General features: G+C 68.6%; 11 protein-coding genes. 5 read left to right on the forward strand and 6 right to left on the reverse strand.

Translation table 11 applies throughout. The features are described from left to right. The first annotated feature begins 12 nt into the window (after nucleotides 1–12). Nucleotides 13–948 (forward strand): patatin family protein, encoded by a 936-nt coding sequence (locus ACFXNW_RS24880; protein WP_379420201.1) that lies wholly within the window; start codon nucleotides 13–15, stop codon nucleotides 946–948. A 16-nt stretch (nucleotides 949–964) separates the two neighbouring features. After that, complete coding sequence (locus ACFXNW_RS24885) at nucleotides 965–1,312, forward strand: hypothetical protein (RefSeq protein WP_379420202.1); 348 nt, start codon at nucleotides 965–967, stop codon at nucleotides 1,310–1,312. Between the two features lie 17 nt (nucleotides 1,313–1,329). On the opposite strand, the gene ACFXNW_RS24890 is transcribed toward ACFXNW_RS24885, so the two are convergent. The 3 genes from ACFXNW_RS24890 to ACFXNW_RS24900 form a co-directional block, all read right to left on the reverse strand. After that, nucleotides 1,330–2,517, reverse strand: a complete 1,188-nt coding sequence (locus ACFXNW_RS24890; protein WP_379420203.1) for a hypothetical protein — start codon at nucleotides 2,515–2,517, stop codon at nucleotides 1,330–1,332. 124 nt (nucleotides 2,518–2,641) lie between these two features. Next, complete coding sequence (gene lat / locus ACFXNW_RS24895; protein WP_379420204.1) at nucleotides 2,642–3,991, reverse strand: L-lysine 6-transaminase; 1,350 nt, start codon at nucleotides 3,989–3,991, stop codon at nucleotides 2,642–2,644. A 64-nt stretch (nucleotides 3,992–4,055) separates the two neighbouring features. Continuing rightward, a complete protein-coding gene (locus ACFXNW_RS24900; protein WP_163825970.1) occupies nucleotides 4,056–4,508 on the reverse strand; it encodes an Lrp/AsnC family transcriptional regulator in 453 nt (150 codons plus the stop codon). A gap of 110 nt (nucleotides 4,509–4,618) precedes the next feature. Between ACFXNW_RS24900 and ACFXNW_RS24905 the strand changes: the two genes are divergently transcribed. Then, nucleotides 4,619–6,148: an aldehyde dehydrogenase family protein gene (locus ACFXNW_RS24905; RefSeq protein WP_379420205.1), complete on the forward strand. Its 1,530-nt coding sequence runs from the start codon at nucleotides 4,619–4,621 to the stop codon at nucleotides 6,146–6,148. Nucleotides 6,149–6,154: 6 nt separating this feature from the next. Here ACFXNW_RS24905 and ACFXNW_RS24910 read toward each other — a convergent pair whose 3' ends face one another. Both ACFXNW_RS24910 and ACFXNW_RS24915 read right to left on the reverse strand, forming a co-directional pair. After that, nucleotides 6,155–6,991, reverse strand: a complete 837-nt coding sequence (locus tag ACFXNW_RS24910) for an SDR family oxidoreductase (RefSeq protein ID WP_379420206.1) — start codon at nucleotides 6,989–6,991, stop codon at nucleotides 6,155–6,157. 86 nt (nucleotides 6,992–7,077) lie between these two features. Continuing rightward, nucleotides 7,078–8,025 (reverse strand): patatin-like phospholipase family protein, encoded by a 948-nt coding sequence (locus tag ACFXNW_RS24915; protein WP_379420207.1) that lies wholly within the window; start codon nucleotides 8,023–8,025, stop codon nucleotides 7,078–7,080. Nucleotides 8,026–8,094: 69 nt separating this feature from the next. On the opposite strand from ACFXNW_RS24915, the gene ACFXNW_RS24920 reads away from it, so the two are divergent. Continuing rightward, a complete protein-coding gene (locus ACFXNW_RS24920; RefSeq protein ID WP_379420208.1) occupies nucleotides 8,095–8,715 on the forward strand; it encodes a TetR/AcrR family transcriptional regulator in 621 nt (206 codons plus the stop codon). Between the two features lie 14 nt (nucleotides 8,716–8,729). Here ACFXNW_RS24920 and ACFXNW_RS24925 read toward each other — a convergent pair whose 3' ends face one another. After that, nucleotides 8,730–9,275 carry a histidine phosphatase family protein gene (locus ACFXNW_RS24925; RefSeq protein ID WP_379420209.1) on the reverse strand — a complete coding sequence of 182 codons (546 nt, stop codon included), beginning with the start codon at nucleotides 9,273–9,275 and terminating at the stop codon, nucleotides 8,730–8,732. A gap of 68 nt (nucleotides 9,276–9,343) precedes the next feature. Here ACFXNW_RS24925 and ACFXNW_RS24930 point away from each other — a divergent pair, with 68 nt between their 5' ends. Next, nucleotides 9,344–14,413, forward strand: coding sequence for an ATP-dependent helicase (locus ACFXNW_RS24930; RefSeq protein WP_379420210.1), 5,070 nt, complete (start codon nucleotides 9,344–9,346; stop codon nucleotides 14,411–14,413). Nucleotides 14,414–14,436 lie beyond the last annotated feature (23 nt).

A 14,436-nucleotide genomic window follows, 5' to 3' on the forward strand; every position in this document is an offset into this window, starting at 1 on the left:
TATCGTGGTCGGGTGACCAGCTCTACGCCCGCCGTCGCGGAGGTCATTCGTACCCGCGTCGAATCCGGTAGCCGTACCGACGGACACCGGTTGGTGCTCGTCGTCGAGGGTGGCGGCAGCCGCGGTGTGTATTCCAGCGGCATGGTGCACGGACTCGAACAGCTGGGGCTTGGCTCGGTGTTCGACGCCGTCTACGGCACCTCGGCCGGCGCCATCAACGGGGCGTGGCTGCTGTGCGGTCGGGCGGAGCCCGGTATGCGGTCGTGGACCGATCCGGCCATCATGCGCCGCGCCATCGACCCGGCCAGGCTGCTGCGTGGACGCCCGGCCTTCGATCTGCGGTATCTGGTGCATCAGGTCTACGACGGCATCGAGCCGATGGACTTCCCGGCCATCCTGGCCAACCCCACCACCTTCCATCCGGTGGCCACCGATGTCCGCACCGGGCTCGCGGTCGATCTGAGCCGCCACATCGTGGACAAGCACACCCTCATGACCGCGCTGCGGGCCTCCGCGGGCCTGCCGATCCTGGCCGGGCCACCGGTCCCGCTCGGCGACGCGTTCTACCTCGACGGCGGACTGGCCGAGACCGTGCCGATCCGTACCGCACTGCGTTCGGGCGCGACCCATGCGGTGGTGTTGCGCACCCGACGCATGGACGAGCGGCGTCCGCCCGCATCGCGGATCCATTCCGTCGTCGGTGGCGCGTATCTGCGGGTGCGTGCACCGGGCGCCTACCGGGCCTGGTTGGAGCGCCCACAGCAGCAGTCGGTGGAGGATCGAGTGCTGACCGGCCTCGGCGATGCCGTCCTGCAGATCCACCCGCCCGCGGGCTCGCCCGCCGTCGACAGCGCGGCCCGCGATACCGATCTGCTGGCGCAGGCGCTCGAAATCGGGCGGCGCGCGGCGCATGTCACGCTGGGCGATATCGTGGCGGCCACCACCTGACACACGAAGAGAGCTGATGGAACCGATCGAGATCAACGCCGGCTCCTGGTACCTGCGCGCCCTCCGGGCCGACGAACGCATCGATGATCGCCCGGCGCTCGCCGAGGGCGGTATCACCGACCCGGATTACGTTCTGCGCCGCAACGGCCAGTGGGACGCCGAAACCCACTACTCGTGGGCGGTATGCGAACCCACCACCGCCGAACTGGTCGCCGAGATCGTGGTCACCCCGAGCACGGACGGTTCGGCCGAGATCGCCGGCTGGTCCCGACCCGGTTATACCGACGCCCTCGATGCCGGGCTGACGGCCGTTCACCGCTTCACCGAGGGCGCGCTCGGGCTGAGTCCGCGTCGGGTGGACTGAGCCCTTTCCGCCATATCTCAGCGCATCACCCCGGTATGCCCGGTGGAGTAACGCCCCGGCTGCGGCCACACCGTGAGTCCGTGCGCACCCTTACCGACCGGAATCCGTGCCAGCAGCTTCCAGTCGATGATGTCGATGGCATAGACCTCGCCGTGGTGACGACCCGAGACCCAGAAGACGCGGCCGTCGGCGGAGATATTGCCCATGTCCGGGCTGCCGCCGCCGGGCAGGAACCATTTGTGCACCAGCTTGTCTTGGGCGAAGTCCCAGACCGAGATGCTGCCCTCGTGCCGGTTGGTGATGATCATCTGCTTCGAGTCACGGGTGATGTAGAGCCCGTGTGCGCCGTGGCCGGTGGGGATGAAGCCGGTGTTCTCGAAGGTGAGCGCGTCGAAGACGTACATGCCGTTGGCAACCATATCGGCGACGAAGAACTGCTTACCGTCCGGCGAGAGTTTGACGTCCTGCGGTTTGCCGGACCGGCCGCCGGGCAGATCGATCGTCCTGATCGGCTTGCGTTCGGCGACATCGAAAACCAGCATCCGGCCGATGAACTCGCAACTGGCCAGCGCGAACCGGCCGTCGGCTGTGAAGTCCATATGGTCGACGCCCGCGCAGTCGGGCACCGGGACGCCGTGCAGCTTCTGCCAGGTCTCGGGGTCGTAGAAATCCAGCGACTTATCCGCCTCGGCGACGACGAGGGCGAACTTGCCGTCCGGGGTGTAATACATGTTGTAGGGGTCGCGCACCGGAATCGGCTGCCCCGGCGTACCGGTCCGCGGGTCGATCGGCAACAGGCTGCCGCCGCCGATGGGCAGGTCGTTGGTGACATACAGCGTCTGCATGTCGTAGGACGGGACCACATGCTGTGGCTCCAGCCCACCCGCGGGGAAGGTATCGACCACTTGGAAGGTCGCCGGGTCGATCACCGTGACCGAATTCGATTCACTATTGGGCACATAGACCAGCGGCCGGTGGTCGGCGACCGACGGATCGAGTTCCCGGTTGGCCGCGTAGACGTCGGTATCCGACAGCGGCGGCGGCATACCCGGTAGCAGGTCGGCCAGATGGGGTGGCGGCGCCGAGGTCGTCGCGCCGGTGGTGGTTTCGGTGTGCTGAACCGAGCCCGCTTCGCTGGTGGAGCAACCGGCGACGGCGGCGACCACCGCGAGCGAGGCGGCAAGGGGTGCCCGACGACGATTCACGCACGGAACCCGCGACTGAATGAAGTGCTGAGCGGAGGACATGGCAGGCACCCTAGGGATAACCAGCCGGTAGCGCAGCTGTCCGCGCCGAAACAGCGCGAAACCCGTTCGAGCCGAATCGCGCTCAGTCGAGGTCGGTCAGTACCCGATCCACCGCCGAGACCGCGGCGTCGAGTTCCTCGGCGGTGACCGTCAACGGCGGACGGAACCGGATGCCGCGTTCACCGGTGCCCAGGAGCAGCACATGTTCGCGTTCACGCAGCTGGGTGAGCACGTCGTCACGGAACCGGGTGTCCGGCAGGTCGATCGCGCACATTAGGCCTCGACCACGAGGTTCGGTCACCGTCGGGTGCCGGTCCGCCAGGGCGGTGAGCCGGTCCAACAGGTGGGTGCCGAGCAGCCGCGATCGATCGATGAGCCCGTCGCGCTCGATCACCTCGAGGATCCGGCGGGTGCGCACCATATCGGTGAGATTGCCACCCCAGGTGGAGTTCAGCCGGGAACTGACCGCGAATACGTTGTCGGGTACCTCGTCGACGCGTCCACCTGCCATCACGCCACAGACCTGGGTCTTCTTACCGAATGCGACCACGTCCGGTGCGAGCCCCAATTGCTGGTAGGCCCAGGTCGTTCCGGTCATGCCGACCCCGGTCTGCACCTCGTCGAGCACGAACAGCGCATCGTTGTCATGGCACAGCCGCTGCATCGCCTGGAGGAATTCGGGACGCAGATGCCGGTCGCCGCCCTCACCCTGGATGGGTTCGGCGATGAAACATGCGATGTCGTGCGGGTTCCCGGCGAAGGCCAGGGTGGCCTGGTCGAGCGCCTGCTGCTCCGCGACCGCAATATCGCCGCCCGCACCCAGATACGGCGCGTCGATGCGCGGCCAGTCGAAGGCAGGGAAGCGCGCGGTCTTGGCCGGATCGGTATTGGTCAGCGACAGGGTGTAGCCGGTGCGGCCGTGGAAGGCGCCGGTCAGATGCATCACTTTGGTGCCCAGTCGCGGTGATCGGCCGTGGCTTTCGTTATGCCTGCTCTTCCAGTCGAAAGCCACCTTGAGCGCGTTCTCCACCGCGAGGCCGCCGCCGTCGATGAAGAACAGATGCGGGAGCCGGGGATCGCCGAGCACCCGGACGAAGGTCTGCACGAAGCGGGCCATGGCCACGGTGTAGATGTCGGAGTTGCTCGGCTTGTTGAGTGCGGCGGTGGCGAGCTCGGCGACGAACGCCTCGTCACCGGCGAGCGCCGGATGGTTCATGCCGAGAGCGTTGGAGGCGAAGAAGCCGAACATGTCCAGGTAGGTGCTGCCGTCGCGTTCGTCGACGAGCTGGCGGCCCTGCGATTGTCGAAGGTCCAAAACCAGCTCGAAGCCATCGGCGAGGATGCTCGCCGACAAGATCTCGTGGACCCGGGTGGCGGTGGTGACCGATACCTCGTCACCATCCGAGCGGGTGCGCTCCAGTTCGATGGTCACATCCGCAGGGTACGAAAGATTTAGCGAAATCGCTACAACAAAACGGAGAAACTCCGGTCAAGCCCTACCTGTCGTAGAATGTCTGCAAGATGATGGTGCTTCGCGTGCGCACATTGGCGGTCGCCCGGATCTCCTGCAGCAGCTGCTCGAGATGGCGGGGCGAGGCCACCCGCACCAGCAGCACATAACTCTCATCGCCCGCTACCGAGTGGCACGCCTCGATTCCGGGGACCTGCTGCAACAATGCGGGCGCGTCATCGGGTTGCGACGGGTCGAGAGGAGTGATCGCGACGAATGCCGACAGCAGATGCCCCAGCGCCTCGGGATCGACGTTCGCGGTATAGCCCCGGATCACGCCTCGCGCTTCCAACCTGCGCACCCGTGACTGCACGGCCGACACCGACAGGCTCGCCTTCTCGGCCAGATTCGACAGGGTCGCCCGGCCATCGGCCATCAACTCGCGAATCAGTAGCCGATCGATATCGTCGAGAACGGGCTTTGCCGGTGTTTCCGCCATCAGCGAAGGCTAACGCAGCCAACGCGGCCCGTGCAGAAAACTTGTAATCGTTCATTCCGCGACCGGAGCGCCGCGCACACCGGTCACCCACGTCGAAGCGGAGGACCCAGATGACCCACATCGTCGGTGAACACTCGACCCGAGTACTCCCGGGCCGCGCCGAAGCACTGCTCGACGCGCTGGGCGCCGAACCGCCGATACCGGGCACGCTGGTGGCCCGCACCCCCATCACCGGCGGGCAGCTGGCCACCCTGCGACCGGACTCCCCCGACGACGTCGAGGCCGCGATCGATCGGGCCGCCACCGCGTTTCGGACCTGGCGCACGGTACCCGCACCGGTGCGCGGCGCGCTGGTACGCAGGCTCGCCGTATTGCTCGAGGCCCATAAGGACCTGCTGGGCGAGCTGGTCACGCTGGAGGCGGGCAAGATCGGCGCCGAGGCGGTCGGCGAGGTGCAGGAGATGATCGATGTCTGCGAATTCGCCGTCGGACTGTCCCGTCAGCTCTACGGGCGGACGATGCCGTCGGAGCGTCCGGGCCACCGGCTGATGGAAACCTGGCATCCGCTGGGCGTGGTCGGAGTGATCTCGGCGTTCAACTTCCCGGTCGCGGTGTGGGCCTGGAATACCGCGATCGCGTTGGTCTGTGGTGACACCGTGGTGTGGAAGCCGTCGGAGACCACACCGCTGACCGGACTGGCCTGCCATGCGCTGCTGCGCCGCGCCGCGGCCGATGTCGGCGCCGATCCTCAGGTTCATCAGTTGATCCTCGGCGGCGCGGAGGCCGGCGAACGTCTGGTAGACGACGAGCGCGTGGCGTTGCTGAGTGCGACGGGTTCGGTGCGGATGGGCCGCACGGTCGCCCCGCGAGTCGCGGGGCGTCTCGGGCGCTGCCTGCTGGAGCTGGGCGGTAACAACGCGGCGATCGTGACCGAGTCGGCGGATCTGGAGCTGGCGGCACGCGGCATCGTCTTCGCGGCGGCGGGCACCGCCGGGCAGCGCTGCACGAGCTTGCGGCGGCTGATCGTGCACACCGACGTGGCAGGCCCGCTGACGGACCTGCTGGAGAGCGCATACCTGCAACTGCGCGTGGGCAATCCGCTGGAGCCCGGTGTCCTGGTCGGGCCGCTGATCGACGGCCGGGCCTACGCGGGCATGACCGCCGCGATCGACCGCGCGCTCGCCGACGGCGGCGAATTGATCTGCGGCGGTGAACGAGTGGAAGGTTTCGGCGACAACGCCTACTACGTGCGTCCGGCGATCATCCGCATGCCCACCCAGACCGCGGTGGTGCGGGAGGAGACCTTCGCACCGATCCTGTACGTGCTCACCTATCACGATTTCGATACCGCGGTCGAGTTGCACAATGCGGTGCCGCAGGGGCTTTCGTCGTCGGTGTTCACCACCGATCAGCGCGAGGCCGAACGTTTCCTCGCCGCCGACGGCTCCGACTGCGGCATCGCCAACGTGAATATCGGCACCTCGGGCGCGGAGATCGGCGGCGCTTTCGGCGGCGAGAAGCAGACCGGTGGCGGGCGCGAATCCGGGTCCGATTCCTGGAAGGCCTATATGCGCCGCGCCACCAACACCATCAACTACTCCGACGACCTGCCGCTGGCCCAGGGTATCGAGTTCGGCTGAGCCCGCTCAGGTGATCGAGCGGACCTGGGCTTCGTAGGCGGCCCTGGTCTGCTCATCGGCCGGGTGCAGCGCGCGGTTGCCGTCGAAGAGATTGCGCACCAGGCGAACCGCGCGTTCCGGTGCCGCGGCCAACGCGATGTCGATCGGGCCGAGATAGTTGGGCACGGCAACCTCGGCGCGGCGGGTGCGGCAGGTCTGCACGATCGCCTCGGCCACGTCGGCCGGATCGACGGTCGGCATACCGCGACCGAGGGTGAGGCCGGAGGACAGGCGGGTTCGTACCGCCGAGGGCAGCACTGCGCTGACGCTGACGCCGTGCTCGGCGAATTCCAGCCGGGTGGCGGCCGAGAGACCGACCGCGGCGAACTTGCTGGCGTTGTAGACCGCTAGACCCGGCACCGGCACCTTGCCCGCGAGGGAGGCCACGTTCACCACATGGCCGCGGCCGCGCTCGACCATGCCGGGCACCGCCGCACGCATACCGTGGATAAGGCCCCACACATTGATGTCCATGGTCGCGTGGCCGACCTCGTCGGATTCGTCGAGGAAGGCGCCCGCGGGCATGACACCGGCATTGTTGACGAGGACGTCGACCGCACCGGTCTCGGCGACAACGGAGTCCCAGTCGGCCCGCGAACGCACATCGAGGCCGAAGGCACGCGCACCGATCGCGGCGGCTGCTGCCTCGGCCGCGACGAGGTCCACATCGGCGATCACCACGTCGGATCCCTTGGCGGCGAACATTTCCGCCGTCGCCTGACCGATGCCGCGACCGGCGCCGGTGATCAGCACCGTCGCGGCGGCCAGGTCGATGCCGGGGTATCCGTGGCCGAGAATTCCCATTTCCGCTCTCCTCAGAATGTTTCTGTCGGCGCCTGATCGGGGCCCGGGTATGGAAGCGCGGCGCGACCGCCTCCTGGCCAGATCGCTCACACGAGCGCGGCGTGCTCCAGCGCCCGGCGGGTGCTGTTCAGACTGTGCTCGAAGGTGGCGAGGCGGCGACGGCCGTCCATGAAGTTGGGGCCCATGACCGCGAGGTCGTCTGCGGTCGCGCCGAGCGACAGCACCCGGGTCCCGGTGGCCCGCAGAGTGGCGATCTCGGTGGCGAGTTGGGCGCTCATCCGGTCGCGAAGCTGACGTTCGAGCAGATGCCCGGGGCCGGAGGCGGGAATGCGTTCGGCCGACGCCATCGGGGCGAGCACGATCACCTCGTCGAGCTGCTGTCCGGCGAGCAGGTCCACCGACGCGGTGGAGCCCGCGCCGCCGTCGACGAAGCGGCGGGAACCGATCGTCACCGGCGGGTACCAGCCGGGAATCGCCCAGGAAGCACGCAATGCCTCGCCCACTGTGGCGGCCGGCGCATCGGGAGCGCCGAAGGGGACGCGTTCGCCGGTCGCGGTGTCCATACTCACCAGCCAGGTCGCCGGATGTGACACCCAATTCTGACCGGGCGCGACATCTTCGGCCAGCCGCTGCAACCAGCCCGCGTCACCACCACCGACCGGCAGGAGGGTGCTACCCGCGGTCAGCAGCCGCTGCCCGGAGGCGGGGCCGCGCACGGCCAGTCGCGACGGTTTCCACCGCAGCCGGGGCAGTGGCGGGAAACGGCCGGGTTCATCGCGCATATGCGCGGCCAGGATCGGATTCGAGGTAGTGCCACGCTGCATCGATACCAGCTCGTCGACACCGATGCCGCTTCCGAGCATGGTCACCAGCTCCGCGCCGGCCGAGGTGCCGATCAGTACGTCCGCGGTGCGCGGGTCCCAGTCCAGCGCGTCGCGCACCGAAGCGAGCGCGGCCACGATCCAGGCGGCACCGAGGGTGCCACCGCATCCGATGGCCAGGCCACGGCGTTGTGACCTGTTGTTGTTACTCATGTTTTCAGACACTAGCAGATTTCGGATACTGTCGGTATCTGAATCCTGGAGGAATCTAGAATCGGTGCTATGGCTCGACTGACCCGGTCCGAAAGTCAGGCGCGCACCCGCGCCGACTTGATCGCCACCGCACGCGATCTGTTCCTGACCGACGGCTATGCCCGGACCAGCCTCGACCGGGTCGCAGAGGCGGCCGGCTACTCCAAAGGAGCGGTGTATTCGAACTTCCGCACCAAGAAGCAGCTGTGCCTCGAAGTACTCGATTTGATCCACGAGACGAAGTTCGGCGAGATCACCACCCTGCTCGCCGCCGGGACCGGCCTGGACGACCAGCTCGAACGCCTGCAGGAGTGGGCCGAACGCACCCTGGGCGACGTCGGGTGGACCATGCTCGAATTCGAGTTCGCCATCGTCGCGCGGGACGATCCGCAGCTGAACGCCGAGTTGGTATCGAGCCTCGATGCCGTCCGCGGCGCGGTCGCCGCACAGGTCCAGATCCTCGCCGATTCCGCGGGCATCGAGCTGCCATTGCCCGCAATGGACGCGGCGGGCGCGGTGCTGAGCATGGGAATCGGCCTCGGCATCCAGCGCGCCGTCGATCCATCGCTGTCGGCGCGGTTGGTCACCGATGCGGTCCGGATGCTGCTCGCTACGGGTACGGAGACTTCTGCGGTGCGTAGCCGCAGCTGACCGACGTCCGTCGTTCAGCGACCGAATCGCACGGTCCAGGCGCCCCGGTAGTGCAGCCGGATGGCCCGGCCCTGCGGAATGTCGAGACGCCAGAAAGACGCCGCGGGCGCATCGAGCGCCACCAACAATGCTGCCCGGATCACCGCCGGGTGGGTGACGGCGACCGTGGATCGGCCGGTGTCGGCGATTGCGCCGAGCCATGCCGCTACGCGGTCGACGACATCACTGATCGATTCACCGCCGTGCCCGCGAAACCCCGGGTCGGTGAGCCAGGCGTGTGCTTCGCCGGGTGCGAGCGCGGCTAGTTCGCGACCGCGCCAGCTACCTGCATCGAGGTCACGCAAGGCGGGTTCGGCGGTGCCTGACAGGTCCAGCGCCTGCGCGGTGTCGATGGCGCGGCGCTCAGGGGCGACCAGCACCACCGCGTCGGCAGTCGGGCGATACGGCCCGAGTGCGCTGCGGCCGGATTCGGTGAGCGGCTCGTCGTCGGGGAAACGCGCGCGGCGCATGGCCTCGGTCACACCATGGCCGATCAGGTCGAGTTTCAGCACGCCGGGCACAGGTGCAGGGTACGGGGATCGGCGCTGGTCGCGGTGTTCGTGTCGGTGCCGGGGTGCACACTGAACTCATGACCGAGTTCTCCACCGCGACCCGGGAGTGGTTCGACGGCGCCTTCCCCGCGCCGACCGACGCCCAGCTCGGCGCGTGGCGGGCGATCGCGGCCGGTGAACACACTCTTGTCGTCGCCCCGACCGGGTCGGGTAAGACATTGTCGGCGTTCCTGTGGGCGATTGATCAGCTGGCGGGCGGGGAGAAGTCGGACGAGGCCGGTACCACGGTGCTCTACATCTCGCCGTTGAAAGCCCTCGCCGTCGACGTGGAGCGCAATCTGCGTGCCCCGCTGGTCGGCATCACCCAGACCGCGAAACGACTCGGTCTCGACCCACCGCACATCAGCGTCGGCGTGCGCTCCGGCGATACCACCGCAAGCGAACGCCGGACCATGCAGCGCACGCCGCCCGACATCCTGATCACCACGCCGGAATCGCTGTTCCTCATGCTCACCTCCGCCGCCAGGGAAACGCTGCGGACGGTACGGACGGTGATCGTGGACGAAGTACACGCCATCGCAGGGTCCAAGCGCGGCTCGCATCTGGCGTTGTCGCTGGCCCGGCTCGACCTGCTCTCCGAACGCCCGGTGCAGCGGATCGGGCTCTCGGCCACCGTGCGCCCACCCGAGGAGGTCGGGCGCTTCCTGGTCGGCAACGCACCGCTCACCATCGTGTCCCCGCCCGCACCGAAGACCTTCGACCTGTCGGTGCGGGTCCCGGTCGCGGATATGACCGAGCCCGGTGCATCGGATCAGCCGGGGTCGATCTGGCCGCATGTGGACGAGGCGATCGTTGATCTGGTGCTCGCGCACCGGTCGTCGATCGTGTTCGCCAATTCGCGCCGACTGGCCGAACGGCTCACCGCGCGCCTGAACGAGACGTTCGCCGAACGTACCGGCGATCCGGTCGAGACCGAACACGCGCCGCCCGCGCAGCTCGGACCGTCCACCGAGGTGGTTCACGGCGCGGCGCCGCTGCTGGCTCGCGCGCACCACGGCTCGGTCAGCAAAGAACAACGCGCGCTGATCGAGGACGATCTGAAGAGCGGGCGGCTGCGCTGTGTGGTCGCCACCAGCAGCCTCGAGCTCGGCATCGATATGGGTGCCGTCGACTTGGTGGTGCAAGTGGAGGCGCCGCCGTCGGTGGCAAGTGGGTTGCAGCGGATCGGCCGAGCCGGTCATCAGGTCGGCGAGATCTCACGCGGGGTGCTCTTTCCCAAGCACCGCACCGACGTCATCCACTGTGCCGTCGCCGCCCAACGCATGACCACCGGGCAGATCGAAGCCATCCAGATCCCGGCCCACCCACTCGATATCCTCGCTCAGCAGACGGTCGCGATGTGCGCGCTCGACCCGGTCGACGTCGACACCTGGTTCGAGGTGGTCCGCGGCACCGGAAGCTATGCGACGCTGCCACGTTCGGCCTACGAATCGGTTCTCGACCTGCTGTCCGGGCGGTACCCCTCCGATGAATTCGCCGAACTGCGCCCGCGCCTGGTCTGGGATCGCGACGCGGGCACGCTGACCGGAAGGCCAGGTGCGCAGCGGCTCGCGGTCACCTCGGGCGGCGCGATTCCCGACCGCGGCATGTTCGCGGTGTACATGGTGGGCGAAAAGGCGTCCAGGGTCGGCGAACTCGATGAGGAGATGGTCTACGAATCGCGCGTCGGCGATGTCTTCGCCCTCGGCGCGACCAGCTGGCGCATCGAGGAGATCACCTTCGACCGGGTCCTGGTGACGCCCGCCTTCGGCCTGCCGGGGCGACTGCCGTTCTGGCACGGCGACGGTCTCGGGCGGCCCGCCGAATTGGGTGCGGCGCTTGGTGAATTCATCCGCCGGGCCGGTCAGGAATCCGGCGGTGTCTCACCGGGCGGCAGCAGTCGGCGCGGGCGGCCCGAGTCGGCGGAGGCTCGTGGAGCGCACTCACCGGACCCCGCAGCGAGCAACGGCCAGGCCGAATCCCGATCCGACTCTCGACACGAGGCCGGCTCGCACCCTCGATCAGCGCCCCCTCGCGACCTGCGGCGTGACGGCATCGCGGAGCTGGTGCGCGCGGCCGGACTCGACGAGAACGCAACCTCCAATCTGGTTGCGCTGCTCGATGACCAACGCGATGCGACCGGACGGCTGCCGACCGACCGCACACTCATCGTGGAACGCTTCCGCGACGAACTCGGCGACTGGCGGCTGGTACTGCACTCCCCCTACGGGCTGCCTGTACACGCGCCGTGGGCACTGGCTGTGGGCGCCCGGCTGCGTGAACGGTTCGGGGTCGACGTCGCACCCAACGCCTCCGATGACGGCATCGTGGTGCGGCTACCGGATACCACCGACGATCCCCCCGGCGCCGAACTGTTCGCTTTCGAGCCGGATGAGATCGACGATATCGTCACCGAACAGGTCGGCGGCTCAGCGCTTTTCGCCTCCAGATTCCGTGAATGCGCCGCGCGCGCCCTGCTACTGCCGCGGCGTGATCCCGGCAAGCGTGCACCGCTGTGGCAGCAGCGTCAGCGGTCGGCGCAGTTACTGGACGTGGCGCGTAAGTTCCCGGATTTTCCGATCCTGCTGGAGACAGTGCGCGAATGCCTGCGCGACGTCTACGATCTGCCCGCCTTGAGCGATCTGCTCGGCAGGCTGGCGCGGCGGCAGGTGCGGCTGATCGAAGTGGAGACGGCCACGCCGTCACCGTTCGCCAACGCACTGCTGTTCGATTACATCGGCCAGTTCATGTACGACGGCGACAGTCCACTGGCCGAGCGCCGGGCCGCGGCGTTATCGCTGGATTCGGGGCTGCTGGCCGAGTTGCTCGGCCGGGTGGAGCTGCGGGAACTGCTCGACGCTTCGATCATCGAGCAGACCGAACGCGAATTGCAGCGGCTCACACCAGAGCGACTGGCGCGCGACGTCGAAGGCCTTGCCGATCTGCTGCGACTACTCGGCCCGCTCACTGCCGCCGAGGCCACCGAACGCTGCCGCGAGGACCCCTCGCCTTGGTTCGCCGAGCTGGTGCGGGCCCGGCGCGCCCTGGAGGTCTCCTTCGCCGGTCGCACCTGGTGGGCCGCCGTCGAGGACGCGGCGCGGTTGCGTGATGCGCTCGGCGTGCCGCTGCCCATCGGCACCCCGGCTGCCTTCATCGAGCCGGTCGCCGATCCACTCGGCGACCTGGTGGCCCGCTACGCCCGCACCCACGGCCCGTTCGGAGTGGAGGCGGTCGCGGCCAGGTTCGGTCTCGGCACCGCGGTCGCCGCCAGTGCCCTGCATCGCCTTGCCGCCGAGAAACGGGTGGTGGAAGGCGAATTCACGCCCGCCGCCTCCGGCTCGGAATGGTGCGACGCCCAGGTGCTGCGCCGATTGCGCAGACGCAGTCTGGCAGCCGCACGCCACGAAGTGGAACCAGTGTCCACCGCCACCTTCGGCCGTTTCCTGCCCGCCTGGCAACATCTGGGCACCGGGGAACTGCGCGGCATCGACGGTGTCGCCGCGGCCGTGGAGCAGCTGGCCGGTGTGCCGATGCCCGCGTCCGCGCTGGAATCACTGGTGCTGCCCGCCCGGGTGCGCGACTACTCCCCCGCCATGCTGGACGAACTCATGGCCACCGGCGAGGTGCGCTGGTCCGGCCACGGTGCCATCAACGCCAAGGACGGCTGGATCGCCCTGCACCCAGCCGACCAGGCACCGATCACCTTGCCGCCTACCGACGACATCGAACTCACCGAACTACATCTGCGGCTCCTCACCGCACTCGGCGCACAACTACCCGCGTGGACGCCAGGAGCGCCTGCGCCATCGGCCGTGCCGGTAGACCTCGACGCACCGGAGCTCGGCCCGGACGCCGCTACATCGGGCTCGAATTCGCTGGACTCGCCCGCTGAAAGACACGCCGCCGCGAAACCGCACCCCAGCTCCGCGCGGCGCAGCGCGAAAGGCGCTCGATCCGAGTCGAGATCCGGCGGCACCGCAGCCGCCGCGGACGGTCGGCCGGCGTCAGCGGCATCGGCCCTACCGGCTGACGAGACAACAGCGGGACGCGCTGCGGCTTCGGTGGACAGCGCTGCGGGACCACGGGCATCGCGCCCACCTGCCGACGGGACGCCGACAGGCAGCGACACGGGAGGCTCCGGCCCGGCCGAGCAGCCGGCCCTGATGCGGGTGCCACCGATGCTGCACGGCGGCGGCGCCTATTTCTTCCGGCAGCTCTCGGACGCGACGGGCCTGCTCGATGACGCCGCGGTGGCGCAAGCCCTGTGGGATCTGGTGTGGGCCGGCCTCGTCTCCGGCGACACCTTCGCCCCTGTCCGCGCACGATTGTCCGGTTCCACCCGCACACCGACCGCGCATCGCTCACCACGGCGCACCCCACGTGGCCGGGCCTACCTCCCGCGCCAGGCGCTGCCGACGCGTTCGGGTCCGCCGACGGTCGCCGGACGCTGGTCGCTGCTGCCGGACCGGTTGTCCGACAATACGATCCGCGCACATGCCACCGCCGACCTGCTCTTGGAGCGCTACGGCGTCCTGACGAGGGGCTCGGTCCAGAGCGAGGGCGTACCGGGTGGCTTCGCGCTGATGTATCGGGTGCTCACCGAATTCGAGGACCGCGGCCGGTGCCGTCGCGGCTATTTCATCGATTCACTCGGCGGCGCCCAGTTCTCCACCACCGACGTGGTCGACCGGTTGCGGTCTTTCGATACCGACCGCACCGGCGGTGGACCAGAGGGCGAGGCGCTGACATTGGCCGCCTGCGATCCGGCCAACCCCTATGGCGCCGCACTGTCCTGGCCCAAGGGCTCCGGCGAATCCGGGCACCGACCGGGCCGAAAGGCAGGCGCACTGGTGGTTCTGGTCGGCGGGGAACTGGTTCTGTATCTGGAACGCGGCGGTAAGACGTTGCTCACCTTCACCGAAGACCCGGCAGCCCGGCAGCAGGCGACTCAGGCACTCGCAGCGCTGGTGCACGAGCGCAGGGTCGATTCGCTGGTGATCGACCGGGTCGACGGTGAATCCGTGCACGGCAATACCTTCGCCACCTTCCTCACCGATGCAGGTTTCGCCGCCACGCCGCGCGGCTTGCGCCTGCGAGGCCGCCCGTGACCACCGCACCCTCCGGTACAGGC

This window comes from Nocardia sp. NPDC059180 (assembly GCF_042754945.1).
Taxonomy (GTDB): domain Bacteria; phylum Actinomycetota; class Actinomycetes; order Mycobacteriales; family Mycobacteriaceae; genus Nocardia.